A 23,113-nucleotide genomic window follows, 5' to 3' on the forward strand; every position below is an offset into this window, starting at 1 on the left:
CTGGCCGACACGCCCGGGTCCCACGGGCACGCCCATCCGGCGCCGAACCGGTCGGACGGTGCGCATAAACTCGCTACACCAACCCCCGCCGAGCCATTGGGAGGAAGGACAGATCTTGGCCGCCTCGTCCGGATTCGTTCATCTGCACAACCACACCGAGTACTCGATGCTCGACGGTGCCGCCAAGATCTCGCCGTTGTTCGCCGAGGCCGACCGGCTCGGTATGACCGCGGTGGGAATGACCGACCACGGCAATATGTACGGCGCGGCCGAGTTCTTCCACTCGGCGAAGAAGGCCGGTATCAAACCGATCATCGGGATCGAAGCCTATATCGCCCCCGGCTCCCGGTTCGACACCAAACGTATCCAGTGGGGCGATCCCAGCCAGAAGAGCGACGATGTCTCCGGTTCCGGTGCCTACACCCATATGACCATGGTCGCCGAGAACGCGACCGGTCTGCGGAATCTGTTCAAACTGTCCTCGCTGGCCAGTATCGAGGGCCAGCTCGGTAAATGGGCGCGGATGGACGAAGAGCTCATCGCCGCGCACGCCGAAGGCGTTATCGCCACCACCGGCTGCCCCTCCGGCGAGGTGCAGACCCGGTTGCGGCTGGGGCACGAGCGTGAGGCGCTGGAAGCGGCCGCGAAATGGCAGGAGATCTTCGGCAAGGACAACTTCTTCCTCGAGCTGATGGACCATGGCCTGTCCATCGAGACGCGGGTTCGCTCCGGCCTGATCGAAATCGGCAAGCGGCTGGGTATCCCGCCGCTGGCCACCAACGACTGCCATTACGTGCACGAATCCGATTCGACCAATCACGAAGCGCTGCTGTGTATCCAGACCGGTAAGACGCTGTCGGATCCCAATCGGTTCAAATTCGGCGGTAGCGGCTACTTCCTGAAGTCGGCCGCGGAGATGCGGGAACTCTGGGATGCCGAGGTGCCCGGCGCCTGTGACAACACGGTGCTGATCGGCGAACGCGTCGAGTCCTACGAGGAGATCTGGACCCACCGCGACCGGATGCCCAAATTTCCGGTCCCCGAGGGCGAGACCGAGGCGTCGTGGCTGCGCAAGGAGGTCGCGCGCGGGCTGGAGTACCGCTTCCCGGACGGCGTCCCGCAGAAGTATCTCGACCAGGCCGATTACGAGATCGGCGTCATCTTGGAGATGGGCTTCCCGGCCTACTTCCTGGTCGTCGGCGACCTGATCAACTATGCCCGCGAGGTCGGCATCCGGGTGGGTCCGGGTCGTGGTTCGGCGGCCGGTTCGCTGGTCGCATACGCGCTCAAGATCACCAATATCGACCCGCTGCCGCACGGTCTGCTGTTCGAGCGGTTCCTCAACCCCGAGCGCGTATCGATGCCCGATATCGATATCGACTTCGACGATCGCCGGCGCGGCGAGATGGTCCGCTACGCCACCGAGAAGTGGGGCAGCGACCGGGTCGCCCAGGTGATCACCTTCGGCACCATCAAAACCAAAGCGGCCATCAAGGACTCGGCCCGGGTCCTGTTCGGGCAGCCGGGTTTCGCGATCGCCGACCAGATCACCAAGGCGCTGCCCCCGCCGATCATGGCCAAGGACATCTCGGTTGCCGGGATCACCGATCCCGGACACGAGCGCTACAAAGAAGCCGCCGAGGTCCGCACGCTCATCGAGTCCAATCCGGATATCGCCAAGATCTACGACACCGCGAAGGGCTTGGAGGGCCTGATCCGCAACGCGGGCGTGCACGCCTGCGCGGTGATCATGTCATCGGAGCCGCTCACCGACGCTATCCCGGTGTGGAAGCGGGCTCAGGACGGTGCCATCATCACCGGCTGGGATTATCCGTCCTGTGAGGCCATCGGCCTGCTGAAGATGGACTTCTTGGGCCTGCGCAACCTCACGGTGCTCGGCGACGCGATCGACAACGCCAAATCCAACCGCGGTGTCGAGATCGATCTGGACTCGCTGCCGCTGGACGATCCGTTGACCTTCGAACTGCTCGCCCGCGGCGACACCCTGGGCGTGTTCCAGCTCGACGGTGGGCCGATGCGCGATCTGCTGCGCCGGATGCAGCCCACCGCTTTCGAGGACATCGTGGCCGTCGGCGCATTGTATCGCCCCGGCCCGATGGGCATGAACGCGCACAACGACTACGCCGACCGCAAGAATGGGCGCCAACAGGTCAAACCGATCCACCCGGAGCTGGAGGAACCGCTCCACGACATCCTCGGCGAAACCTACGGTCTGATCGTCTACCAAGAGCAGATCATGCACGTCGCCCAGAAGGTGGCCGGGTACTCGCTCGGACGAGCCGATATCCTGCGCCGCGCGATGGGCAAGAAGAAGGCCGAGGTCCTCGAGCAGGAGTTCGAAGGTTTCGAGAAGGGTATGCAGGAGAACGGTTTCTCCAAGGCCGCCATCAAGGCGCTGTGGGATACCATCCTCCCGTTCGCCGGATACGCGTTCAACAAATCACATGCCGCCGCCTACGGCCTGGTGTCGTACTGGACCGCCTACTTCAAGGCCAACTACCCCGCGGAGTACATGGCCGCGCTGCTCACCAGCGTCGGCGACGATAAGGACAAGGCCGCAGTCTACCTGGCGGATTGCCGGCGCCTCGGGATCACGGTGCTGCCGCCGGACGTCAACGAGTCCGAGCACAACTTCGCCTCGGTCGGCAAGGACATCCGCTTCGGCATGGGCGCGGTCCGCAATGTCGGTACCAACGTGGTGTCGTCGATCATCTCGGCGCGTGCCGAGAAGTCGAAGTTCACCGACTTCTCGGATTACCTGAACAAGATCGATACCGTGGCCTGCACCAAGAAGGTCACCGAATCGCTCATCAAGGCCGGGGCCTTCGATTCGCTGAACCATCCCCGCAAGGGGCTCATGCTGGTGCATTCGGACGCCATCGACGCGGTCATGTCGACCAAGAAGGCCGAGGCCATCGGTCAGTTCGATCTGTTCGGCGGAATGGACGACGACAGCGGCGAATCGGTGGCGTCGGTCTTCGATGTGAAGGTGCCCGACGAGGAGTGGGAGAGCAAACACCGTCTCGCGCTGGAGCGGGAGATGCTCGGGCTCTATGTCTCCGGCCATCCGCTCAACGGTGTCGACCATGTCCTTGCCGCTCAGGCCGATACCCAGATCCCGACCATCCTCGAGGGCGATATCAAGGACGGTACCCAGGTCACCGTCGGCGGTATCCTCGCCTCGGTGAACCGCCGGATCAACAAGAACGGCCTGGCGTGGGCGTCCTGCCAGCTCGAGGATCTCACCGGTGGTATCGAGGTGCTGTTCTTCCCGCAGGCCTATTCGGTGTACGGCATGGATGTGGTGGAGGACGCGGTGGTCCTGGTGAAGGCCCGCGTCTCCATGCGGGACGACCGGATCTCGCTCATCGCCAATGATCTCGCCGTACCGGATCTGTCGGCGATCGGGGTGGCGAAACCGCTGGCCGTCACCATCTCCACCCGGATGTGCACCCCCGATAAGATCGGCGAGCTCAAGCGGGTGCTGTCCCGGCATCCCGGGACCTCGGATGTGCACGTCCGGCATGTGGGCGCGCGCGAGAAGACGACCCTGCTGAAACTGGACGACAGTTTGCGAGTGGAGCCGTCTTCGGCGCTCATGGGCGATCTGAAGGCCCTGCTCGGGCCGGGCTGCCTGGCGAGCTGAACGTGCGGGCGGCCGGCTACTGTGCCGCCTGCTCGACGCCGGTGGCGTTGTTGTCGTCCTGGACCCCGAAGTCCGTGGCGACCGCGCCCACGCCGTCCCCTACTCCGTTCACCGCCTGCTGCAGCAGATCGAGGCCCGTCAGGCCCTCGGCGGCCGCGGGCGCGTACTTCCCGCCGAACTCCTGGCCGATCTCGTCGGCGCCCCAGCATTCGCCCTCGGCCTCGATGACCGCGAGCGCGGCGCGCACCGCGTCGGCGACCTTGTCCGCCACCCTCGTGATCGCCGGGCGGGCGGCCTGCAGGGCTTCCTCGTCGACCCGGATATCGGTCATCGCCCACCCTCCAGATAGCCGCGGCTGCGGTAGAACTCGTCTTCTTCCTCCCGATCCATCGGGGTGGGCGGCTCCGCCTCGGTGACCGGGTCGGGGAACAGATCGGCGGTCAGCGATTTGATACTCGGCATACCGGGTGCGATATCGGGGAGGTCCGGGATCTCGCCCGCCATCTCCCGCACCGGTGCCCAGGCCTCCCGGGACAGGTCGGCGGCCTCCCGAGCCGCCCGCTGCGCCGTCTCCAGGATGGAGCGGCCGAGCTTCTCCGGGGTCGATCGTTTGAACGCCTCCGGTGTCAGGTGCACCTCCACCGGCACGCCGGCGGTATTGGCGTCGATCCGGACCAGGTTGTCCGCCGACCAGACACTCACCGTGGTGGCGGCGAGTCGCTGCCGCACCTCGGTCATGGCCTGCCGCTGCTGTTCGAGCGTGCTCAGCAATTCCGCCACACTGTCGCGCAATACGCCGGTGGCCGGCCGGGCCGGGTCGCCATCGCTCATCGATCCCTCACTTCCGCGGAGCTGCTTTCCTACCCCTTCGACGCACCACCACGCCGAACGGTTCCGGGCCGCTCGTGCGACCCGGTCGCGGCAGATATATATCACCGTGGACCGATCCGTGCCGCCGGTGCCGCCCGTACGGATCGGGTGCCGGGCCGTGTCCTATACAGCACGGCCGGCCGACCGGCGAAAACCCCAGGGGCTTATCCTGATCCGTTATCCTGGGGCGGAGCAAGGGAGGTCGCTCATGCCCATCAGGTTCCGTAAACGCCAGTCCTTCGGGCCGTTGAAATTGAACTACACCCAGTCGGGCCTGTCCTCGTGGAGTATCAAGATCGGCCCGTGGTCGTGGAACTCCCGGACCAAGAAGAACAGTGTCGATCTACCGGGGCCGCTGAGCTGGCGCCAGCGCTGAGCGCTCGTCGTCATCGGATCGGGCGCAGTTCGATCACTACACCGCCCTGCTGCCAGGTCTGGTAGATATCGGCCTTGTTCGGATTGCCGGCGGGATCGAAACCGATGCCGTTGTAACCCGAGTTGGTCCGGTTGTCCCGGGCGATGATCTCGAACAGCCGCAGTACATCCTCGGCTTCGGTGTGCACGACCGGGTCGAACTGTTCCGGCCGTCCGCCGCGGGTGATGGTGAGCGGGGTGCCGGTCACCAGGTTCCGCACCCACGGGCGCCGGGACGTGCCGATCAGCAGTGTCTGTCCATGCGCTGTGTAGGCGACCGGAATATCGTAGGTGCGCCCGGATTTGCGGCCGACCACGTGCACGGTCGCCAGCCGCTTACCGATCACCCCGGACAGGCCCGGCAGCCGTAGCAGCGTGCGGACCACCCGGTTGGTCAGGCCCTGGGCCCGGCCGATGGGCCGTAGGGGTTCGCCGATCCGGAATCCTCGCTCATGGGTTCAGTATCGTCGCCTCAGAGCGTGTCCGGGAACTGCAGTCCGTGGGCCTTGTCGATGTTGCTGCTGTCCCGGCCCACGGTCGGCGGCGGGGTTTGTCTCGGTGGCCTGTGCATCACTCCCCGGTGATGAGCCGACACACCGCGTTCCGGTACTGCCTCGACCCACGGTCGAGCAGTGTGCCCGGCTTGCCCGGCACGCGGGTGCGGCCCGGTTCGGGTTCTACCAGTGCCTGCGCGCTGTCAGAGAACCTGGTCGAGAAACCTGCGCAGCCGCGGAGTTCCGGCGTTGTCGAACAGTGCGTCCGGACTGCCCGACTCCACCACAACACCGCCGTCCATGAACACCACATGGTCGGAGACACTGCGGGCGAATCCCATCTCGTGCGTCACCACGATCATCGACATACCGCCCGCGGCCAGCTCAGACATCAGCGCGAGCACACCCTTGACCAGCTCCGGGTCCAGCGCGGAGGTGGCCTCGTCGAAGAACATGATGTCCGGTTTCATGGCCAGCGCCCGCGCGATCGCCACCCGCTGTTGCTGACCACCGGAGAGGTTGGCGGGCCGGGAATCGGCCTTACCGGTGAGGCCCACGACCTCGAGCTGTTCCAGCGCCAGCATGCGGGCCTCGTCCTTGGACAGGCCGCGCAGTTTGCGCGGTCCCAGCGCGATATTGTCGGCCACCGTCCGGTGCGGGAAGAGATTGAACTGCTGGAAGACCATCCCGATGCGCTGCCGCAGCCGGTCGGGGTTCTCGGCGAGCACCGATTCGCCGTCGATCAGGATATCCCCGGCATCGGGTTCGTGGAGCCGGTTGAGCACTCGCAGCAGGGTGGACTTACCGGAACCGGAGGGGCCGATCACCGTGGTGGTCGTGCCCGCGTCGACATGGATATCCACCCCACGCAGGATCTGATTACCGCCCAGCCGTAGGTGGAGTCCGGTGCCGGTCAGTGAGGCGCTCATCGGTTACCCCCGGCCTTCGGTGATGGCGGACTGCTCGACCGGGTCGATCGGCTGATCGGGCCGGCCGGTGCGCATCCGCCGGTCGATGTAGTTCACCAGATGGGTGAGTGGGATGGTCAGCAGTAGGTAGACCAGCCCGGCGGCCACCAGCGGTGACAGGTTGCCGGTCTGGGCGTTGAGATCACGGCCCACCGCGAACAGTTCGCGCTGGGTGGCCAGCAGACCCAGGAAGTAGATCAGCGACGAATCCTTGATCAACGCGATGAACTGGTTCATGAGTGCGGGCAGCACCCGGCGCACCCCCTGCGGGATCACCACGAGCGTCATCGCCTGCCGGTAGCCGAAGCCGATCGCCCGGGCGGCCTCGAGTTGTCCCGGCTCCACCGATTGGATACCGGAGCGGAAGATCTCACCGATATAGGCCGAGGCGAGCAGTGCCAGTGCCACCGCGCCGAGCCAGTACGGATTGTTGCCGGTGAGACCGCTGACCACTGGACCGATGCCCAGGCCGATGAGCAGGATGATGACCACCGCCGGTAGACCGCGGAAGATATCGGTGTACACCCGGGCCGGCCAGCGCAACCAGCGGGTCCGCGAGATGCCGGCCACCGCGAGCAGCATGCCGATCAGGGTTCCCAGTACACCGGAGACCAGCGCGAGGATCAGCGTGTTGGGCAGACCGGTTTTGAACAGATCAGGCACGGCCTGCCGGTAGAGCGACCAGTCGAAGAAGGTGTCGCGGAGCTGCTCCAGCGTCGATTTCGGCGCCTGCGTGGTCTGCTGCTGCGGGTCCTCTTCGGTGGCGAGGGCGGCGAAATCGGGCAGCTGCGGGACCGGCGCGGACTTCGATCCCGGCTTCCAGCCGGGCGGCAGTTCGCGGGGCACCCAGTCGCTGTAGAGGCGGGCGTAGGTGCCGTCGGCGATCACCGCGTCGAGACCGGAGTTGAGCGCGTCGATCAGCGGCTTGTTGTCCTTGGCGACCGCCCAGGCGATGAAATTGTCCAGGCTGAACGAATTGTCCACGACCGAGGTCGCATCGCCCGGCGCGATCGCGCCCCGGGCCTGCGCCGATGGGGCGACCCAGGCGTCCACCTGGCCGGTTTTCACATTGGCGTAGGCGGTGTTGTAGTCGGGGAACTTCACCGGGTCCAGGCCGAGTTCGTTGACCACGTATTCGTCCTGGACCGTGCCCTGCACCACCGCTACCCGGGAACCCGGCCCGAGATCGGCGAACCCGCGCACCGGGCCGCCGTCCTTGGCCACCAGCGAGAAGTAGCCGAAATCGTAGCCGTTGGTGAAACCGACCAGCTCGCGCCGGGCGTCGGTGGTGGTGATGTTGGACGACCCGATATCGAACCGTTTGCCCGCGACCTGGGCCAGCAGGCCGGCGAACTCGGTTCCGGAGAACTCGACCCGCAGCCCGATCTTCGCGGCCACCGCGCGCAGCAGTTCGTTGTCGAAACCGGTGAACGCGCCGGCGGAGTTCACACAAATACTGGGCGGCGCGTCGGAGAGCGTGCCGATACTCAGTACGCCGGGCCGGATCAGGCCAAGCCGGGAGACGTCCACCGCGGCCGGTGGTTCGGTCGACTCGGTGGTGAAACGATCTTCCTTGCCCGCACCCGGCGCGGTCAGGTTCGCCGGGGCCGCGGTGGCCGCCTCCGGCCCCGGCGGCGCGCACAGGTCGCGGGCGGCGCCGTCACCGCCGCTGCCGCACGCGGTCGCCAGCAGGGCGACGGCGACGAGCAGAAAGGCGAGCAGCGCGCGGGCGCGCGGAACGGGCAGACCAGGCATGATCGACCACCCTAGCGTCCGGTCCGGTCCGCGCACGCGGGTCGGGTGGGGTCGCGGTGCCGCGGCCGCCGGTTCACCCGGCGGCGAAGAACCTGCGAGGCACCTCGACGAGCATTGTCTGCAGCTGCCGCTCCTCGATCCCGCGATCCAGCACATAGGGGAAGACGTCGTCGAACAGGTGGGTGTAGTGCCACTGCGGCAGGACCGCCGCCCGCATGGCCGGTTCTATCCAGTCGATATAGCAGCTGGCGTCCTGCGAGAGCACCATACGCTCGGCGTAGCCGCGGCGCACCATTTCGATGAGAGTATCGGCGCGCGCCTCGAAGGTGGTCTCGAGATTGATCCCGAAGCGGTCCATGCCCAGGACGAATCCGGCGTCCGCGAGCGCGGTCAGATAGTCCAGGTCGGTGGTGTCACCGCTGTGGCCCAGGACGATCCGGCTCGGATCGATCCCTTCCTCGGCGCACATGACGCGTTTGACCTCGAACCCGGACCCCGATTCGGGGTGGGTGTGCACGGTGATCGGCACCCCGGTCTCGTGATGCGCCCGGGCCACCGCCCGCATCACCCGTTCGACGCCGGGTGTCAGCCCCTCCGCGTCGATCGCGCATTTGAGCATGCCCGCCCGGACGTCGGTCCCGGCGATACCGTCGCGGATATCGCCGACGAACATATCGACCATCGGATCGGGGACATGGGTACCGACCAGCGGGTCGAGTGCCGGCCCGCGGTGGTGGAAGAAGAACGGCACATCGTTGTAGGTGTAGAGGCCGGTGGCCACGATCAGTTGCAGCGGGACCCGCTGGGCGATCTGCGCGATCCGCGGAATGTAGCGACCCAGACCCACCACGGTCGGGTCCACGATCGTGCGTACCCCGGCCTCGTAGGCGGCGGTCAGCTGCCGGACCGCGTCCTCGATCCGCTCGTCCTCCGAACCCCACTCCTGCGAATAGTTCTGCTGCACATCGGAGCTGAGTACGAAGACATGCTCGTGCATGAGGGTGACACCGAGATCGGCGGTGTCCACAGCACCACGGACGGTTTGGATCGAGGGCACGGAGGACTCCTGGAAAAGGGCAGCGCGATGACGCCGGCACGACGGATGGATGGGTCCGCGACACCACCGTGGCGGGCGCGGTGAACCGGTTGCCGGCCAGCCAACTACCCGGGTGGACGCCGGTTTCCGGAGATAACTGAACCTTACGACGCGAGCTGTGGTGCGGACCATATTCCGGCCGCATGAAAGCTCGGCCGGCATTTGTGCGCTGAGCACATGTCGGTGGCACACGCGGCGAAATCCCCGTCGTGCGCTCCGGATTGTCCCCGCCGGGACCGGCCGCAACGGTGCCCGCGGCTCAGTTCTGCCCCGTCTCCGGTCGCAGCACCGCGGCACCGAGCAGGTGGGTGGCCTGCAGGGCCAGCCGCGGATACAGATCCGCACCGGATGCGTCGATACTCACGCCGATGAGGTTCAGCGCCTGCCGGACCCGGTACTGGACCGTATTGCGATGGACGGCCAGGCGCGTGGCGGCCGCCGCGTAACTGCGGTTCACGGCGAGGAACACGCGCAGTGTCTCCCGTAACCAGAGGTTGCGTTCGTTGTCCACCGCCAGTTCGCCCAGTTCGTCGGCGACGAATTCGCGCAGCGTATCGATATCGCCGGCCAACAGGGCGACCGCCGATACATCGGGATGGGTCAGGACCCGGGCGCCGTGTTCCCCGGCCAGCAGCGCGAGCCGGCGCACCCGGTCGGCCTGCCCCGCGGTGCGCCGGAATCCGGCGAGCTCGGTGCCGTAACCGCCGAAGGCCATCCGAACGGGGAGGGCCCGGTCGGAGAGCAACTGTTCGATCGCGGCGCTGTCGACGGGTGTCTCGTGCGGGAGGGCGAACCACAGCCGAGCCTCGTGTTCGTCGACCGGTACCAGCAGGTTCCCGTGCGCCCGGTCGAACACGGTGGTCAGCGCCGTGCGGAGGTGGTCGAAAACCTCCACGGCAGTGGCGGGGTCGATATGCGGATCGGTCCAGGTGTCGATCGCGATATGCCCGCGGGTGAGTGGATAGTGCAGTACCCGCTCCGCGGCCTCGGTATCGGTGGTCGTGCCGTTGAGCAGCCGGGTGACCCACTGCTGCCGGAGCCCGCCCCGGTTGCCGACCCAGCGGTCGCGTTCCTGTTCGTAGGCGACACCGACCTGCTCGCAGACCCGGTCGATGTATACCGAGGTGCGGTTGACGATATGGACGATCGCTGAGGTGGTCACCGGGCCGCCGCCGCCGAACTCGATCGCGTAGCGCATACCCGTGTCCAGGAAACCGGCCTGGCCGATGCGATAGGCCCGGATCAGCGCCGAGGCCGGCACATCGCGCTGGGCGAGGATCCGGGCGTACGCCAGGGCGCGTTCCGGGGCCCGCACATCGTCCTCGTCGGCCTCGTTCTGCAGGAACTGCAGAGCTTCCATCAGGTTGTCGGCCGTACCGTCCTCCATCAGTTCACGGAGCCGGGGGTCCTGGTCCAGTGCCGGCACCTGAGTGCGCATCAGGTGCGACAACTGGTCGATGAACTCGTCGCGATCCCGGAGGAATGTCTGTGCTACCAGCCCCACCACATCTTCGGTACTGTGCGCCGCCGCCTGTCGTTGCTCCACAGTGGTAATGATCGCGTGTTCCGTCCGCCGAGGGGCCGGGCGGGCGGTCCTGCCCGTCCGTGTCGGCCCGGGCGGAGCCGAACCGGTGCCCCGGCCGGGCCGGACGGTGTGATCGGACCTGACCGCGACCGGTCGCGCCCTCGCCTGTTATCCGGCGACGGCCGGACTGCTGCCGCTGCCCGGCCCGGAACCCGGCCGCCCCACCCGGGGCACTGTCGTTCGCGATCGGCGCACTCCTGCTCGATCTCGTGGTCCGAGTGGTCAACAGTGTGGCCTGGCGCCTGGGCGAGCGCCGGGGTAGCGGAGCTGTGCGTGCTGTGCGGTCTGTCGACCCTGCGGCTGAAAGTGATCCTGCGGCCGGTCACCGGGCCATAGTGGCGGAGCCGCGCCGCCACGGCCCCCGGCCGGGCCGATCAGTTCAGCGGACTGCGCCGCTCCAGCAGTACCGCGTCGCGCCAGCGACCTTCGAAGCGGCCGCTGCGCTCGCGGATACCGACGGTGCGGAAGCCGGCCGTGTGGTACAGGGAGATACCGATCCGGTCCTCCGGGAACGCGGTCGTCTGCAGGACGCGCAGGCCCGCGTCCTCGGCGGCCGTGACCTGGCGGCGCAGGAGTGCGGTGCCGACCCCGCGACCCTCGAGCTCGTCGGCGACCATCACGCAACTGTCGGCGATATCCCGATAGAACTCGTGGCCCGAGACCGGGGTGAGGGCCGCCCACCCGGCGATCCGGCCGTCGGCTTCGGCGACCCAGCGGTGCCCGGGCAGCCACTGGCGGTCCAGGGTCTCCCGGTCGGGTACGTCGGCGGCCCCGACAGCGGGGTAGGACGCCCCCCGTTCGGCATGGATGGCGCGCACCGCTTCCCAGTCCGCGTCGGTCAGCGCCCGGACGGTGATATCGCCGGGCGGCTCGTCCGGGCAGGGCGGCCGGGGGGTGAGCAGGCCCATCACCGCGTCGGCGGTGTGCGGCAGTTCGGTGCAGCGGTGTGGGTCGACGGTGACGAGGGTGGCAGTGCCCTCTTTGTGTACTGTCACGAACCCGGCGTCGGTGAGCTTGCGGACATGGTGGGAGACGGTCGGCTGTCCGATACCGAGTGCTTCGGCGATTTCGCCGATGTGGATGCCGGCGGGGCTCGTGGCGACCTGGTGCAGTAACCGGACCCGGGTCGGGTCGGCCAGGCAGGAGAACCAGCCTGCGTAGATGGCCGCGTCGGCGACCGGGAGCGCGTCGCCGCGCACCTGGTCCCGCGCGACCGGCGGTGCCAAGGAGGTCATGGGGCCACTATATCGACGGAGGATATTCGGTCCGAGAAAGCGCGTTTCAGATATATATTCAGTGTCGTCGATATTGTCCGGTGCCGGTCCCGCGGGTATAGGCGATTGTTTTCGGGTAGGCGCGCGAGTGAACGGGCTATGGATATCGGAATACGGGCGTGACCGGGGGTTCTGGGCAATATCGGCTACCGAGTGCCGCAGGGTCCGGACCGGCCGGCGGATCACTGGTAGCAAGTATGTTCGTTTTCTCTATCCGGAGGCGGCGGTATTCTTTACCGATTTGTTTCCTTGCGTCACCCGAATTGCCGCAGGCCGGGTGTAGCCGTAACGAAATTCCCGGTCGGTGGCCGTCCCGGCCGATCGTGATCGGGTATCGCGGCCGGGACGGCTGCGCTACCCGAGCCGGACGGGCGGGCGGCGTCGATGCCAGGTGGTCCGTTGTTCGAGCTGTTCGGCCAGTTCGAACAGGGTGGTTTCCCGGCCCCGTGCGGCGGTCAGCTGGGCGCCTATCGGCATACCGGATCGCCGGTGGAACCCGATGGGAACACTCAGTGTCGGACCGTCGTGCAGCGACCACGGATACGTCAGCTGAGCCATGCGGCGTGACTGCGCGAGTACACCGGCGGACTCGGTGATGAGTGGAACATCGACCGGCATGGTCGGGGTGAGGATCACGTCGGCATTCCGGAAGTAGTCCGTCATCGCCGCCCGGAACCGATCGCGCTGCGTCAGCGCCGCTACGCGCTGGTCGTGGGAGATGCTGCGGCCCAGCGAGATCCGTTCCAGCGTCGCCGGCTGGAACCGGTGTGGTTCCGCGCGTAGCCGCTGGTCGTGTAGCCGGGCCAGGTCCGAATAGAGCAGGGTGTACACCACATCCTGCGCGGAGTCGCTGTGCGGTACGGGCGCGTCGATAATGGTGTGACCCATATCGCCGAGCAACCGTGCGGCCGTGTCGAAGGCGTCTCGGATCGCCGGGTCGATTTCGGTGGTGATGAAAGGCCACGGCACGGCGACGCGCAGTCGATCGCGCGACGGAGCCGAAAGATCCTCGCCGACGAGTACGGAATAGGCGGTGCGCACCGCGGCGACCGTACGGGCGAGGGGGCCCACGGTGTCGAAATCGGGGCTGACGGGGTATACCCCGGCGGTATCGATGTATCCGGGCGAGGGACGCAGGCCGATGATCCCGCAGCAGGCCGCGGGCAGCCGGATGGAGCCGCCGGTGTCGGTGCCCAGGGCGATATCGACCAGGCCCGCCGCGACCGCGGCGCCGGACCCGCCACTGGACCCGCCGGGGACCCGCGAAGAATCCCACGGATTGCGCGGGCCGCCCGCCGCCGAGTTCTGCGAGGTGACCCCCACCGCGAATTCGGCGAGGTTGAGGGTGCAGGTGATCGTCGCGCCCGCTCGCTTCAATCGGGTGACGACGGCGGCATCACGTTCGGCGATCCGGTCCGCGAAGAACTCCGAGCCGCAGGTCGACCGCACCCCGGCGATCTCGATATTGTCCTTGACCCCGAGCCGGTACCCGGCCAGCGGGCCGCCGGCGACCTCGGTATCGGTCCCGAACCGCTCGGGCACCCAGGAGATGACCGTGTTCAGCTGCCGGGCGACGTCGGCCGCCGCCGCGGACGGCCCGGCGGGGCCGGACTCGCCGGCCCCGCCCGACCGCAGGCTCACGCCGGTACTCGCGCGGCGCGCAACGCTTCGGTACCCGCGGTGTCGACGGTCCAGGTAGCGGTATCGATCACGACACCGTAGTCGCGGCGGGCCTCCTCGGCGGTGAGGTATTCGTCCCAGACATCGGAGAGCACTGCCTGCGGGTCCCGCCGGAATGGATCGCCGAACCCACCACCGGAGGGCATCTTGATCTCCAGCCGCTCCCCGGCCCGGATCACCTCCTGGGTGACCTTCGAGTACAGCACCTCTTCCTCCGGCGTGCCCGGATTGCGGATGAACGAGCCGGATACACCGGCCGACCCGCCGAGGGCGCCGGCCGGCGCGTCGTTGCGATTGTCGGCCTCGGAACCGAAGTAGGTGTCGGTCTGCATGAGCCAGGTCCGCACACTGCCGATTCCGCCGCGCCACTGTCCCGGTGCCGGGGACTCGCCGCGCAGTTCGTAGCGCTCGGCGCGCATGGCGTGATTGAGTTCGGTCTCCTCGATGGGATTATTGCGGGTGTTGGCCATCAGCGAATCGACGGCGTCCATACCGTCCTTACCGTTGCGTGCGCCGTAGGAGCCCTCGTTGATCTCGATATAGACCCAGTACGATTCGCCGTCCGCGGCCAGCCCCGAGTAGGCGATGGCACACAGCGCCGCCGACGAGCCGGCGATCGCGTTATGCGGCACCACCGGCGCCAGCGCCAGGTTGATCGAGTCGAACACCCGGTTGACCTGCGAGAAGCGCGCGAAACAGGAGGCCGGGAAGTTCGGGTTGAAGATACTGCCCTCGGGTGCGTACGCGCGGACCGGACGGAAGCAGCCGTCGTTCTGCGGCACGAACTCCTCGGTGAGTTCCTCGTCGAGCAGGATGGTCCGGATGGCGCTCACCGCCACCGGCAGCACCGACCCCTCGAACGGGACATTGAACGCGGTGGGTACCTGGTCGTTGGACCCGGTCAGGTCGATGAGTACGTCCTCGCCGTCGACCTGGACGCGGACCCGCACCTCGAGGGGGGTGTCGCGATTCTTGCCGTCGTCGTCGAGGTAACCGATCGGTGCCTCGTAGCTGCCGTCGGGGATTTCCCGGATGCGGCTGCGTAGCATCTCCTCCGAATAGTCCATCCACCGTTCGGCGGCACTCATCACCACGTCCAGCCCGTATTTGCCCAGCAGCTCACGGAACCGCTTCTCGCCGATACGCGCCGAGGCGATGAGTGCCTCCAGATCACCGAGGTTCTGTTCCGGCGTGCGGACATTGTCGAGAATGTGCTGGATCAGCATCTCGTTGCGCACACCGGAGTCGTAGATCTTCATCGCGTTCATGAGCTTGGCCTCGGCCCAGACATCGACCACGTCCATGCACAGCCCGGGGAAGTTGCCGCCGACATCGGAGACGTGGCCGGTACAGCCGGCGAAGCCGATGTGCACGCCCTCCCAGAAGATCGGGATGACCACGCCGTAGTCGGGCGAATGCGCAGCGCCGTGATACGGGTGGTTGTGCAGGATGACATCACCCTCCTGATAGGTGCCCGCGAGCCGCCGGTTGATACCGCGGATATAGGCCGGTATCGACCCGCAGTGCATCGGGGTGGAATCCGATTCGCACAGTTCGCGGCCGTTGACATCGAAGATGCCGGCGCCGAGGTCCTCGGCCTCCCGGATCAGGCTCGAATAGGCCATCCGGTAGAGGACCTGGGCCATTTCCTTGGCCATCGAGTTCAATGCCCCGCCGATGACGCGCAGGGTGATCGGGTCGACCTCCACGGTGTTCCAGGTGCGGGTCGCCGTGCCTGCCAGCGATACGCCCTCACGGGGCATCAGGCTCTTCGCCATATCAGGCGCTCCTCTCGATGATGATGTGTCCGACGGTGTCGACCGTGGCCTGCTGCCCGATTCCGACGATGGTGGTCGAGTCGAACTGCTGCACGATGGCCGGGCCCGCGAAGGTGTTGCCGGCTTTCAGCAGTTCGCGGTCGTAGATGGGGGTGTCCACCCATTCCGGATCGGTGGAGCCGTTCTTCCAGAACAGCGCCCGGGTGGTGGACTGCAGGGCCGCGGTGGCATCGGCGGTGCCCTGTTCGATTTCCGCGATCCGGATGTGCTCCACCGCGCCGACCCCGGTGACCCGGATATTCACCAGCTGCACCGGTTTGTCATCGAACCGCTGGGAGTAGGTCCGGCCGTGGGCCTCGTGGAAGACGGCCGCGGTGCGGGCCACCCATTCGGCGGTGATCTCGCCGTCCGGGGCCGGTACCCGCAGTTCGTAGCCCTGCCCGACATAGCGGCAGTCGACGCTGCGCTCGAGCGAGATGTTCTCTTCGGCGATACCGTCGGCGCGTAGCTGGGCGACCGCTTCCGCCGCCAGCCGGTCCATCTCACCCCGGAGCAGGTCGAGATCCGGTTCGGCCGAGGAGGTCCACACCGTGGTCGGCACTTCGTAGCGGATATCGGTGGTCAACAGCCCGACCGCCGACGTGATGCCCGGATGGCCCGGGACGATGACCCGCGGGATACCGAGGTGTTCGGCGATCTGCCAGGCGAACAGCGGGCCGGCGCCGCCCTCGGCGACGAGTGAGAACTCCCGTGGGTCGTAGCCTTTGCGGACCGAGTGCAGCGAGATCGCCTCGGTCATCGAATGCGCGAGGATCTGGAAGATCCCCATGGCGGCATGTTCGAGGTCCGCGCCGAGCTTATCGGCGATATGGGTTTGCACCGCCGTCGCGGCCAGCTCCGGTTTCACCCGCATCGAACCCGACAGGAAGCTGTCCTCGCGCAGCCACCCCATGACCACCATCGCGTCGGTGGAGGTCGGTTCCGTTCCGCCGCGGCCGTAGCAGGCCGGCCCGGGGACGGCGCCCGCGCTACGTGGCCCGACCCGGAACATCCCGCCCTCGTCGATGGCGGCGATGGATCCGCCGCCGGCGCCGATGGTGTCGACCTCGGCCATGGGCACCATCGCGTGGTAGTCACCGATACGGGTGTCGAGCAGGTGTTTCATCCGCAACTGTCCATCGGGCGCGACGCCGATATCCGCGGAGGTGCCGCCGACATCGAGGGTGATGACGCTGGGGTATCCCGAGGCCTTGCCGATCGCGCAGCCACCCAGTAGTCCGGCGACCACGCCGCTGGTGAGCAGCGATACCGGGATCTCGGTCGCGCTGCGTGAGGTGACCAGACCACCCGCGGAGGTCATGAGATGCACATCGTCGCCCACCTGCGCGGCCTTGGCCTTACCGGCCAGATTCTCGATGTAGCGGGAGGTTTTGGGGCCGACGAAGGCGTTGAGGGCCGTGGTCGAGAAACGTTCGTACTCCCGGTATTGCGAGGCGACGTCGCTGGAGAGCGAGATGAAGACGCCGGGGTATTCCTCCATGATGATCTCGCGGACTCGGCGTTCGTGCGCCGGGTTGCGGTAGGCGTGCAGGAACGCCACCGCGATCGCGGCGACACCGCGTTCGCGCAGCAACCGCACCTCCTGCCGTACCGCGTCCTCGTCGAGCGGTGTCAGGACCGTGCCCGCGGCGTCCATCCGCTCGGGCACCGTGCGCCGGTTGCGGCGCGGCACCAGCTGCCATTTCTGCCACGGCAGGTCCTGATAGTTGGAGTAGTTGAGCGGACGCTTCTTGCGCCCGATGTGCAGCAGGTCCCGGAAACCCTCGGTGGTGATCATGCCGACGTCGCTACCGTTGTGTTCGAGCACGATATTGGTCGCCACGGTGGTGCCGTGGAAGAACATCTCGATCTCGGCGACCGAGATACCGGCGCGCTCGGCGAGCACATCGATCCCGTCCATGGTGCCGATCGACGGGTCGTGGTTCGTCGAGGGTGTCTTGTGTACGGTCACCGTCCCGTCGTCGTCCCACAGGACCAGGTCGGTGAACGTACCGCCGACATCCACTCCGATTCGTTTCATCGAAACTCGCTCTCTCCGTTGTTCAGACGACCGCGGTGCCTGGAGGAATCCGTACCGGCGCAGTGACCTGAGCCATAGGCCGCTGGTGGCATCATGCAATACATCCGAGTATTTGGCTAGTAGTCGCCAAAAGTTCTCAAGAACATCCAGGAAGTCTCTATTGTTGACGTCCTAAACATCAGATGTTTAAGGTGGTCCGTGTCACGCCGCGCTCCACCCCGGTGCCGTCGCATCCCCTGAGGAGGACCATTGACAACCCACCCCGCCACCCTCGGGCGTTTCTTCGAGGACTACGTCGTGGGCGACGTGTATCAGCACCCGATGGGACGCACGATCACCGAAACCGACAACGCGTGGATCACCTGCCTGTCGATGAATACGAATCAGAACCACTTCAACGAACACCTCGCGCGGACGAATCCGGTGACCGACGGCAAGGTCATCGTCAACTCGGGTCTGACCATCGCCCTGGTCCTGGGGCTGTCGGTGATCGATATGAGCCAGAACGCGGTGGCCAACCTCGAGTTCACCGATGTGCAGCTCAGTCATCCGGTCTATGTGGGTGACACCATCTACGCCGAGAGTGTGTGCACCGGTCTGCGCCGCTCGCAGTCGCGCCCATACGCGGGAATCGTGTCCATGGTGACCCGTGGGGTGAACCAGGACGGCGAGGTGGTGATCTCGTGGCGGCGTTCGGTCATGGTGGCCACCCGGGAGAGCGGTATCGGCCAGAACTACTTTCCCGAGGTCAAAGCGGCCCCGCTGCACGATCTGGTATCCGGCGCGGCCGAGGAGGTGGCGAGCCGATGAGGCCGCTCGAGGATGTGCGCATCATCGCCGTCGAACAGTACGGAGCCGGTCCGTTCGGCAGTGTGCATCTGGCCGACCTCGGCGCGGATGTACTGAAGATCGAGGAGCCGGGCTCCGGGGGTGACGTCGGCCGTTACGTCCCGCCCTACGCGCAGGGGGAGGATTCGCTGTTCTACGAAACCTTCAACCGCAACAAGCGCAGCCTGTCGCTGGATCTCGGCAAGCCGGCCGGCCGCAAGGTTTTCGAGGACCTGGTGCGGACCAGTGACGCGGTGTACTCCAACCTGCGCGGCGACGTCCCCGCCAAGATCGGGATCACCTACGCCGATCTGTCCCACCTGAACCCGGCCATCGTCTGCTGCAGTCTCACCGGGTTCGGGATGACCGGTCCGCGGGCGAAACAGCCGGGCTACGACTACATTCTGCAGGGCTTGGCGGGCTGGATGAGCCTCACCGGTGACCCGGACGGCCCACCCACCAAATCCGGTCTGTCGCTGGTCGATTACTGTGGCGGCTTCGTCGCGGCACTGAGCCTGATGGCCGGGCTGCACGCCGCACGCCGCGACGGGGTCGGCGGCGATTGCGATGTCTCGCTGTACGACACGGCCATCTCCATGCTCACCTACCCGGCCACCTGGCACCTCAACGCCGGCTACACACCCGGCCGGACGAAGAATTCGGCGCATCCGTCACTGGTGCCCTTCCAGGCGTTCGAGGCATCCGACGGGTGGTTCGTGGTCGGCTGTGCGAAGGAGAAGTTCTGGGCCCGGTTGGCCGAGGCCATCGGAATGCCGGAGTTGCTCACCGATCCCCGGTTCACCGATTTCGCGGCCCGCGGGGTCCACAAGGACGAACTGATCCCGCTACTGGAGAAGCGTTTCCGCGAGGATACAGTCGACCACTGGACCGGGCTGTTGGTTGCGGCAGGCGTGCCCACCGGGCCGATCAACGATGTCGCCCAGGCCCTCACCGAGGAGCACACTCTCGCTCGCGGCCTGATCGCCACCACCGAACACGACGTGTGGGGTGAGGTCCGCCAGGTCGTGTCGCCGGTGCGATTCGGCGAACCGGCCGGCCATCGGCGCGCCCCGAAACGTAACGAGAGTTTCGACAGTGTGATGACGGGGCTGGGTTACAGCGCCGATGCCGTCCGCGAACTCGTCGCGGCGGGCGCGTTCGGTTCCGCTTCCGGTGGGAGTCGGCCGTGATCGCCGCCGATCTCGCGGCCTGGGCACGATCGCTGACCATCGACTCGATTCCGGAGTACGTCCGCGCCGCCGCGCAGCGGCATCTACTCGACGGTGTCGGTAATGCCATCGCTGCGCGCCGGCTCGGCCAGGCCGGGCCCGCCCTGCCCGTGGCCCGTGGACTGGGCGGGCCACCGCAGGCCCATCCGCTCGGCGATACCGCGGCCCTCTCGGCGCCCGCGGCGACCTTTGCCAACGGTGTACTCATGCACGTCCTCGATTTCGACGACACCCACGCGGGCGCCCTGGTACACCCCACGACCGTGGTCGCACCGGCGGTTCTCGCGGTGGCGGAGGAGACCGGGGCCGGCGGTGCGGAGGCGGTGACGGCACTGGTCGCCGGGCTGGAGGTGGCGTGTCGGCTCGGCGCCGCCGCGCCGCACGGCTTCCACTCCCGGGGTCTGCACGCGACCGCAGTGGTGGGTCCGCCGGCCGCCGCGGTCGCCGCGACCCTGCTATACCAGGGGGCGGCGGCGACGGTGGCCGATGCCATCGGGATCGCCGCGTCCTCGTCCGGCGGGCTGCTCGAATTCCTGGATACCGGCGCGAATACCAAAACCCTGCATCCGGGCAGCGCGGGTCTCAACGGCGTGCTGGCCGCCCGGCTCGCGGTGGCCGGCGCGGTCGGCCCGGGTTCGGTACTCGAGGGCCGGCGCGGCCTCTACCGCACACTCGCCGATCGCGCCGCGGACGCCGACGAGATTCTCGGTGACCTCGGCGAACGCTGGGAATGCGCGTCCATCGGAATCAAGCCCTATCCGAGCTGCCAGCTCATGCACGCCGCCCTCGACGCGATCGCCGCCGCGCTGGACACCGCGGCACTACCACCGGAGCGGCTGGCCTCGATCGCGGTGGACGTGCACCCGGACAGTGCCGCGATCGTCTGTGGACCCGATACCGGCCGCCGCCGCCCACGCAGTCCCTACGAGGCGAAATTCGATCTGCCCTGGAGTGTGGCCGCGCTGATCCACGATCGCCGGATCACTGTCGATACCTACGCCGCGTCCTCTATCGCCCGGCCCGAGGTCGCGGCCACCGCGGCCCGGGTCACCGTCACCACGGTCCCCGACACCCGTCCCGCGGCCGACGCTGCGGGATACGCGGTCCTCACCCTCGACGACGGAACGACCGTCACCGGCCGGGTGCCCGCCAGCCGCGGCACGTCCGCCCGGCCGATGGACGACGCCGCGGTGCGCGCGAAGTTCCTCGCGAACACCGGCGGCGGTCCGTCCGCGGAGACTTTGGCGCACACGGTGTTCCACCTGTGGGAGGCCGAATCGGTGGCCGCGGTGACCGGGCTCGCGGCCGAACTCATCCCCGACCACCAACGGTTGTGACCCGCCCGGCGCTGTCACCCGACCAGAACGGATCCCACGCATGGATTTCAGCTTCACCGAGGACCAGCAAGCCTTCCGCGCCGCGCTGCGGCAGCTCGTCGACAAGGAGATCATCCCGGTTGCCAACGAATGGGAGCGCTCCGGCCGCTATCCCACCGAGATCGTCGCCCGCCTGCGCGAGATGGGCCTGTTCGGTATCACCACTCCGGAGGAGTACGGCGGACTCGAACTCGATATGGTCTCGTTCACCCTGGTGTACGAAGAGCTGGCCCGCGGCTGGATGGGCATCGCCGGAATCCTGGGCAGCCACAACCTGGCCTGCTGGATGATCGCCCGGCACGGCACCCCCGAGCAGAAGCAGCGGTGGCTGCCCCGGCTGGCATCCGGGGAATGCCGTACCGGAATCGGGCTGACCGAACCCGGCGCGGGTACCGACCTGCAGGGCATCGCCACCACCGCGACGAAATCCGGTGACGACTACATCATCCGCGGCACCAAGACCTGGATCACCAATGCCCGGCACGCCGATGTGCTGCCCGTGCTGGTGAAAACCGATCCCACCGCGACACCGGCGCACAAGGGGATGAGCATCCTGCTGGTGGATACCGGCACACCGGGTTTCACGGTCTCGCGCGATCTCGGCAAACTCGGCTACAAGGGGACCGAATCGTGTGAAATATTCCTCGACGAGGTCACCGTGCCCCGGTCGACGCTGCTGGGCGGGGTGGAGGGCCGGGGTATGCAGCAGGCTCTTTCCGGCCTGGAGATCGGCCGGCTCAATATCGCCGGCCGCAGCGTCGGCATCGCGCAGGCCTCCTACGATGCCGCGCTCACCTACGCGCGTGATCGCAAGGCCTTCGGTAAACCGATCGCCGAATTCCAGGCCATCCAACTCAAACTCGCCGATATCGCGACCCAGCTCCAAGCGGCCCGGCTGATGACCTACTGGGCCGCGTCGAAAGCGGATTCGGGAGCGCGGGTGGACGCCGAGGCGGGTATGGCCAAATACTTCGCCTCCGAAACCGCGATCACCGCGAGCCTGGAGGCCATGCGAGTGCACGGCGGCTACGGCTACTCCACGGAATTCAATGTGGAACGGTATTACCGTGACGCGCCGCTGATGTCGATCGGCGAGGGGACCAACGACATCATGCGGACTGTGATAGCGAAGGCCCTGGTGGGCGGGTCGGTGACGATCGGATGAGTACCGGGCTGCTGTACCTCTACGTTCCGGGTGACCGCCCGGAACGGTTCGCGAAGGCGGCAGCCTCCGGTGCCGACGCGGTCGTTCTCGATCTCGAGGATGCGGTGCCCCTGGCAGCCAAGGACACCGCACGCCGGGCGGTCGCGGCCTGGCTGGAATCACCGGAGCGTACGGAGGTGCCGGTCTGGGTGCGGGTCGATCCCGGTGCCGGACTCGTCGCCGATGTGACGGCGGCGGTCCGCGGTGGGGCCGACGGCATCTGGTTGCCCAAATGCGACGACCGGGCAGCACTCGATCGTCTCGACGGGCTGCTCACCGAGGTGGAGAAGCGCTTCGGCCGTGCCCGGACCCCGGTCTCGCCGCTCCTCGAGACCGGTACCGGGCTGTGGAACGTGCGCGCCGTCGCGGCGGGCCCGCGGGTGGCGTTCCTCCAGATCGGCGAAGTCGATCTGGCCGCCGATCTCGGTATCACCGTGACCGGCGGGGACGAATTGCTCTGGGCGCGTTCCCGGGTCGTGGCCGCCTCGGCCGCCGCCGGACTGCGTCCCCCGCTGGCGGCCGCTTCGCCGATTGTCGGCGAGGCCGCCGGATTCGCCCGGGAGACCAGGCGCCTGATGGAATCGGGCTTCCACGGCCGGGCCTGTATCCATCCCCGGCAGCTCGCGCCGGCGCGCGACGGTATGACACCGACGAGCGCCGAGGTGAATCGGGCGCGCGACGTTCTCACGGCCTTCGAAGCAGCGGGCGGTGGTGCCGCGACGGATCGCGAGGGGCGTTTGATCGACGAGGCCGTGGCCCGGCACGCTCGTCGGATACTGGCCCGTCGACCGGCTCCGGCAACGCCGATCGACTGA

General features: G+C 67.3%; 18 protein-coding genes. 7 read left to right on the top strand and 11 right to left on the bottom strand.

Annotated elements, in window-relative coordinates; all coding sequences use genetic code 11:
• Positions 1 to 115 precede the first annotated feature (115 nt).
• Positions 116 to 3,667, top strand: coding sequence for a DNA polymerase III subunit alpha (dnaE, locus tag ACQPYS_RS08750; RefSeq protein WP_084480819.1), 3,552 nt, complete (start codon positions 116 to 118; stop codon positions 3,665 to 3,667).
• 16 nt (positions 3,668 to 3,683) lie between these two features.
• Here the strand turns inward: dnaE and ACQPYS_RS08755 are convergent, their stop codons facing one another.
• Positions 3,684 to 3,998 (bottom strand): hypothetical protein, encoded by a 315-nt coding sequence (locus ACQPYS_RS08755; RefSeq protein WP_063036489.1) that lies wholly within the window; start codon positions 3,996 to 3,998, stop codon positions 3,684 to 3,686.
• A complete protein-coding gene (locus ACQPYS_RS08760; RefSeq protein ID WP_431940952.1) occupies positions 3,995 to 4,498 on the bottom strand; it encodes a YbaB/EbfC family nucleoid-associated protein in 504 nt (167 codons plus the stop codon). The genes ACQPYS_RS08755 and ACQPYS_RS08760 overlap by 4 nt, the downstream gene beginning before the upstream one ends.
• Positions 4,499 to 4,745: 247 nt before the next feature.
• On the opposite strand from ACQPYS_RS08760, the gene ACQPYS_RS08765 reads away from it, so the two are divergent.
• Positions 4,746 to 4,913 carry a DUF4236 domain-containing protein gene (locus ACQPYS_RS08765; protein ID WP_081877120.1) on the top strand — a complete coding sequence of 56 codons (168 nt, stop codon included), beginning with the start codon at positions 4,746 to 4,748 and terminating at the stop codon, positions 4,911 to 4,913.
• 10 nt (positions 4,914 to 4,923) lie between these two features.
• On the opposite strand, the gene ACQPYS_RS08770 is transcribed toward ACQPYS_RS08765, so the two are convergent.
• The 9 genes from ACQPYS_RS08770 to ACQPYS_RS08810 all read right to left on the bottom strand — a co-directional run bounded on the left by ACQPYS_RS08770 (position 4,924) and on the right by ACQPYS_RS08810 (position 17,661).
• The gene (locus ACQPYS_RS08770; protein ID WP_433492254.1) at positions 4,924 to 5,337 is read right to left on the bottom strand and encodes a hypothetical protein; all 414 of its coding nucleotides are present in this window, start codon (positions 5,335 to 5,337) and stop codon (positions 4,924 to 4,926) included.
• A 311-nt stretch (positions 5,338 to 5,648) separates the two neighbouring features.
• Entirely contained in the window at positions 5,649 to 6,374 is a 726-nt protein-coding gene (locus tag ACQPYS_RS08775) for an amino acid ABC transporter ATP-binding protein (protein ID WP_431940949.1), read from the bottom strand.
• Positions 6,375 to 6,377: 3 nt separating this feature from the next.
• The gene (locus ACQPYS_RS08780; RefSeq protein WP_433492255.1) at positions 6,378 to 8,168 is read right to left on the bottom strand and encodes an ABC transporter substrate-binding protein/permease; all 1,791 of its coding nucleotides are present in this window, start codon (positions 8,166 to 8,168) and stop codon (positions 6,378 to 6,380) included.
• A gap of 73 nt (positions 8,169 to 8,241) precedes the next feature.
• The gene (locus ACQPYS_RS08785; RefSeq protein WP_431940947.1) at positions 8,242 to 9,225 is read right to left on the bottom strand and encodes a phosphotriesterase family protein; all 984 of its coding nucleotides are present in this window, start codon (positions 9,223 to 9,225) and stop codon (positions 8,242 to 8,244) included.
• A 298-nt stretch (positions 9,226 to 9,523) separates the two neighbouring features.
• Positions 9,524 to 10,810, bottom strand: coding sequence for a PucR family transcriptional regulator (locus ACQPYS_RS08790; protein ID WP_433492256.1), 1,287 nt, complete (start codon positions 10,808 to 10,810; stop codon positions 9,524 to 9,526).
• A gap of 413 nt (positions 10,811 to 11,223) precedes the next feature.
• Positions 11,224 to 12,084 carry a helix-turn-helix domain-containing GNAT family N-acetyltransferase gene (locus tag ACQPYS_RS08795; protein ID WP_433492257.1) on the bottom strand — a complete coding sequence of 287 codons (861 nt, stop codon included), beginning with the start codon at positions 12,082 to 12,084 and terminating at the stop codon, positions 11,224 to 11,226.
• A 393-nt stretch (positions 12,085 to 12,477) separates the two neighbouring features.
• Positions 12,478 to 13,764 (bottom strand): amidase, encoded by a 1,287-nt coding sequence (locus ACQPYS_RS08800; protein ID WP_433492258.1) that lies wholly within the window; start codon positions 13,762 to 13,764, stop codon positions 12,478 to 12,480.
• Positions 13,761 to 15,581, bottom strand: a complete 1,821-nt coding sequence (locus tag ACQPYS_RS08805; protein ID WP_433492259.1) for a hydantoinase B/oxoprolinase family protein — start codon at positions 15,579 to 15,581, stop codon at positions 13,761 to 13,763. The genes ACQPYS_RS08800 and ACQPYS_RS08805 overlap by 4 nt, the downstream gene beginning before the upstream one ends.
• A 1-nt stretch (position 15,582) precedes the next feature.
• Positions 15,583 to 17,661, bottom strand: coding sequence for a hydantoinase/oxoprolinase family protein (locus ACQPYS_RS08810; RefSeq protein WP_433492260.1), 2,079 nt, complete (start codon positions 17,659 to 17,661; stop codon positions 15,583 to 15,585).
• 249 nt (positions 17,662 to 17,910) lie between these two features.
• Here ACQPYS_RS08810 and ACQPYS_RS08815 point away from each other — a divergent pair, with 249 nt between their 5' ends.
• The 5 genes from ACQPYS_RS08815 to ACQPYS_RS08835 are packed head-to-tail and all read left to right on the top strand — an operon-like array spanning position 17,911 to position 23,113.
• Positions 17,911 to 18,471 carry a MaoC family dehydratase gene (locus tag ACQPYS_RS08815; RefSeq protein WP_063036475.1) on the top strand — a complete coding sequence of 187 codons (561 nt, stop codon included), beginning with the start codon at positions 17,911 to 17,913 and terminating at the stop codon, positions 18,469 to 18,471.
• Positions 18,468 to 19,679, top strand: coding sequence for a CaiB/BaiF CoA transferase family protein (locus tag ACQPYS_RS08820; RefSeq protein WP_433492261.1), 1,212 nt, complete (start codon positions 18,468 to 18,470; stop codon positions 19,677 to 19,679). Before ACQPYS_RS08815 ends, ACQPYS_RS08820 begins: the two co-directional genes overlap by 4 nt.
• Positions 19,676 to 21,055 carry an MmgE/PrpD family protein gene (locus tag ACQPYS_RS08825; RefSeq protein ID WP_433492262.1) on the top strand — a complete coding sequence of 460 codons (1,380 nt, stop codon included), beginning with the start codon at positions 19,676 to 19,678 and terminating at the stop codon, positions 21,053 to 21,055. Before ACQPYS_RS08820 ends, ACQPYS_RS08825 begins: the two co-directional genes overlap by 4 nt.
• Positions 21,056 to 21,095: 40 nt before the next feature.
• Entirely contained in the window at positions 21,096 to 22,259 is a 1,164-nt protein-coding gene (locus ACQPYS_RS08830; RefSeq protein WP_433492263.1) for an acyl-CoA dehydrogenase family protein, read from the top strand.
• The gene (locus tag ACQPYS_RS08835; protein ID WP_063036467.1) at positions 22,256 to 23,113 is read left to right on the top strand and encodes an HpcH/HpaI aldolase/citrate lyase family protein; all 858 of its coding nucleotides are present in this window, start codon (positions 22,256 to 22,258) and stop codon (positions 23,111 to 23,113) included. The genes ACQPYS_RS08830 and ACQPYS_RS08835 overlap by 4 nt, the downstream gene beginning before the upstream one ends.

Source organism: Nocardia grenadensis (genome assembly GCF_050942415.1).
In the GTDB taxonomy this organism is placed as follows: Bacteria; Actinomycetota; Actinomycetes; order Mycobacteriales; family Mycobacteriaceae; genus Nocardia; species Nocardia grenadensis.

Excerpts from the sequence above, each read along its gene's own strand:
- ACQPYS_RS08765 (WP_081877120.1), top strand. The coding sequence starts at position 4,746 with ATGCCCATCAGGTTCCGTAAACGCCAGTCCTTCGGGCCGTTGAAATTG.
- ACQPYS_RS08810 (WP_433492260.1), bottom strand. The coding sequence starts at position 17,661 with ATGAAACGAATCGGAGTGGATGTCGGCGGTACGTTCACCGACCTGGTC.
- ACQPYS_RS08755 (WP_063036489.1), bottom strand. The coding sequence starts at position 3,998 with ATGACCGATATCCGGGTCGACGAGGAAGCCCTGCAGGCCGCCCGCCCG.
- ACQPYS_RS08820 (WP_433492261.1), top strand. The coding sequence starts at position 18,468 with ATGAGGCCGCTCGAGGATGTGCGCATCATCGCCGTCGAACAGTACGGA.
- ACQPYS_RS08775 (WP_431940949.1), bottom strand. The coding sequence starts at position 6,374 with ATGAGCGCCTCACTGACCGGCACCGGACTCCACCTACGGCTGGGCGGT.
- ACQPYS_RS08760 (WP_431940952.1), bottom strand. The coding sequence starts at position 4,498 with ATGAGCGATGGCGACCCGGCCCGGCCGGCCACCGGCGTATTGCGCGAC.
- ACQPYS_RS08805 (WP_433492259.1), bottom strand. The coding sequence starts at position 15,581 with ATGGCGAAGAGCCTGATGCCCCGTGAGGGCGTATCGCTGGCAGGCACG.
- ACQPYS_RS08795 (WP_433492257.1), bottom strand. The coding sequence starts at position 12,084 with ATGACCTCCTTGGCACCGCCGGTCGCGCGGGACCAGGTGCGCGGCGAC.
- ACQPYS_RS08780 (WP_433492255.1), bottom strand. The coding sequence starts at position 8,168 with ATGCCTGGTCTGCCCGTTCCGCGCGCCCGCGCGCTGCTCGCCTTTCTG.
- ACQPYS_RS08830 (WP_433492263.1), top strand. The coding sequence starts at position 21,096 with ATGGATTTCAGCTTCACCGAGGACCAGCAAGCCTTCCGCGCCGCGCTG.
- ACQPYS_RS08835 (WP_063036467.1), top strand. The coding sequence starts at position 22,256 with ATGAGTACCGGGCTGCTGTACCTCTACGTTCCGGGTGACCGCCCGGAA.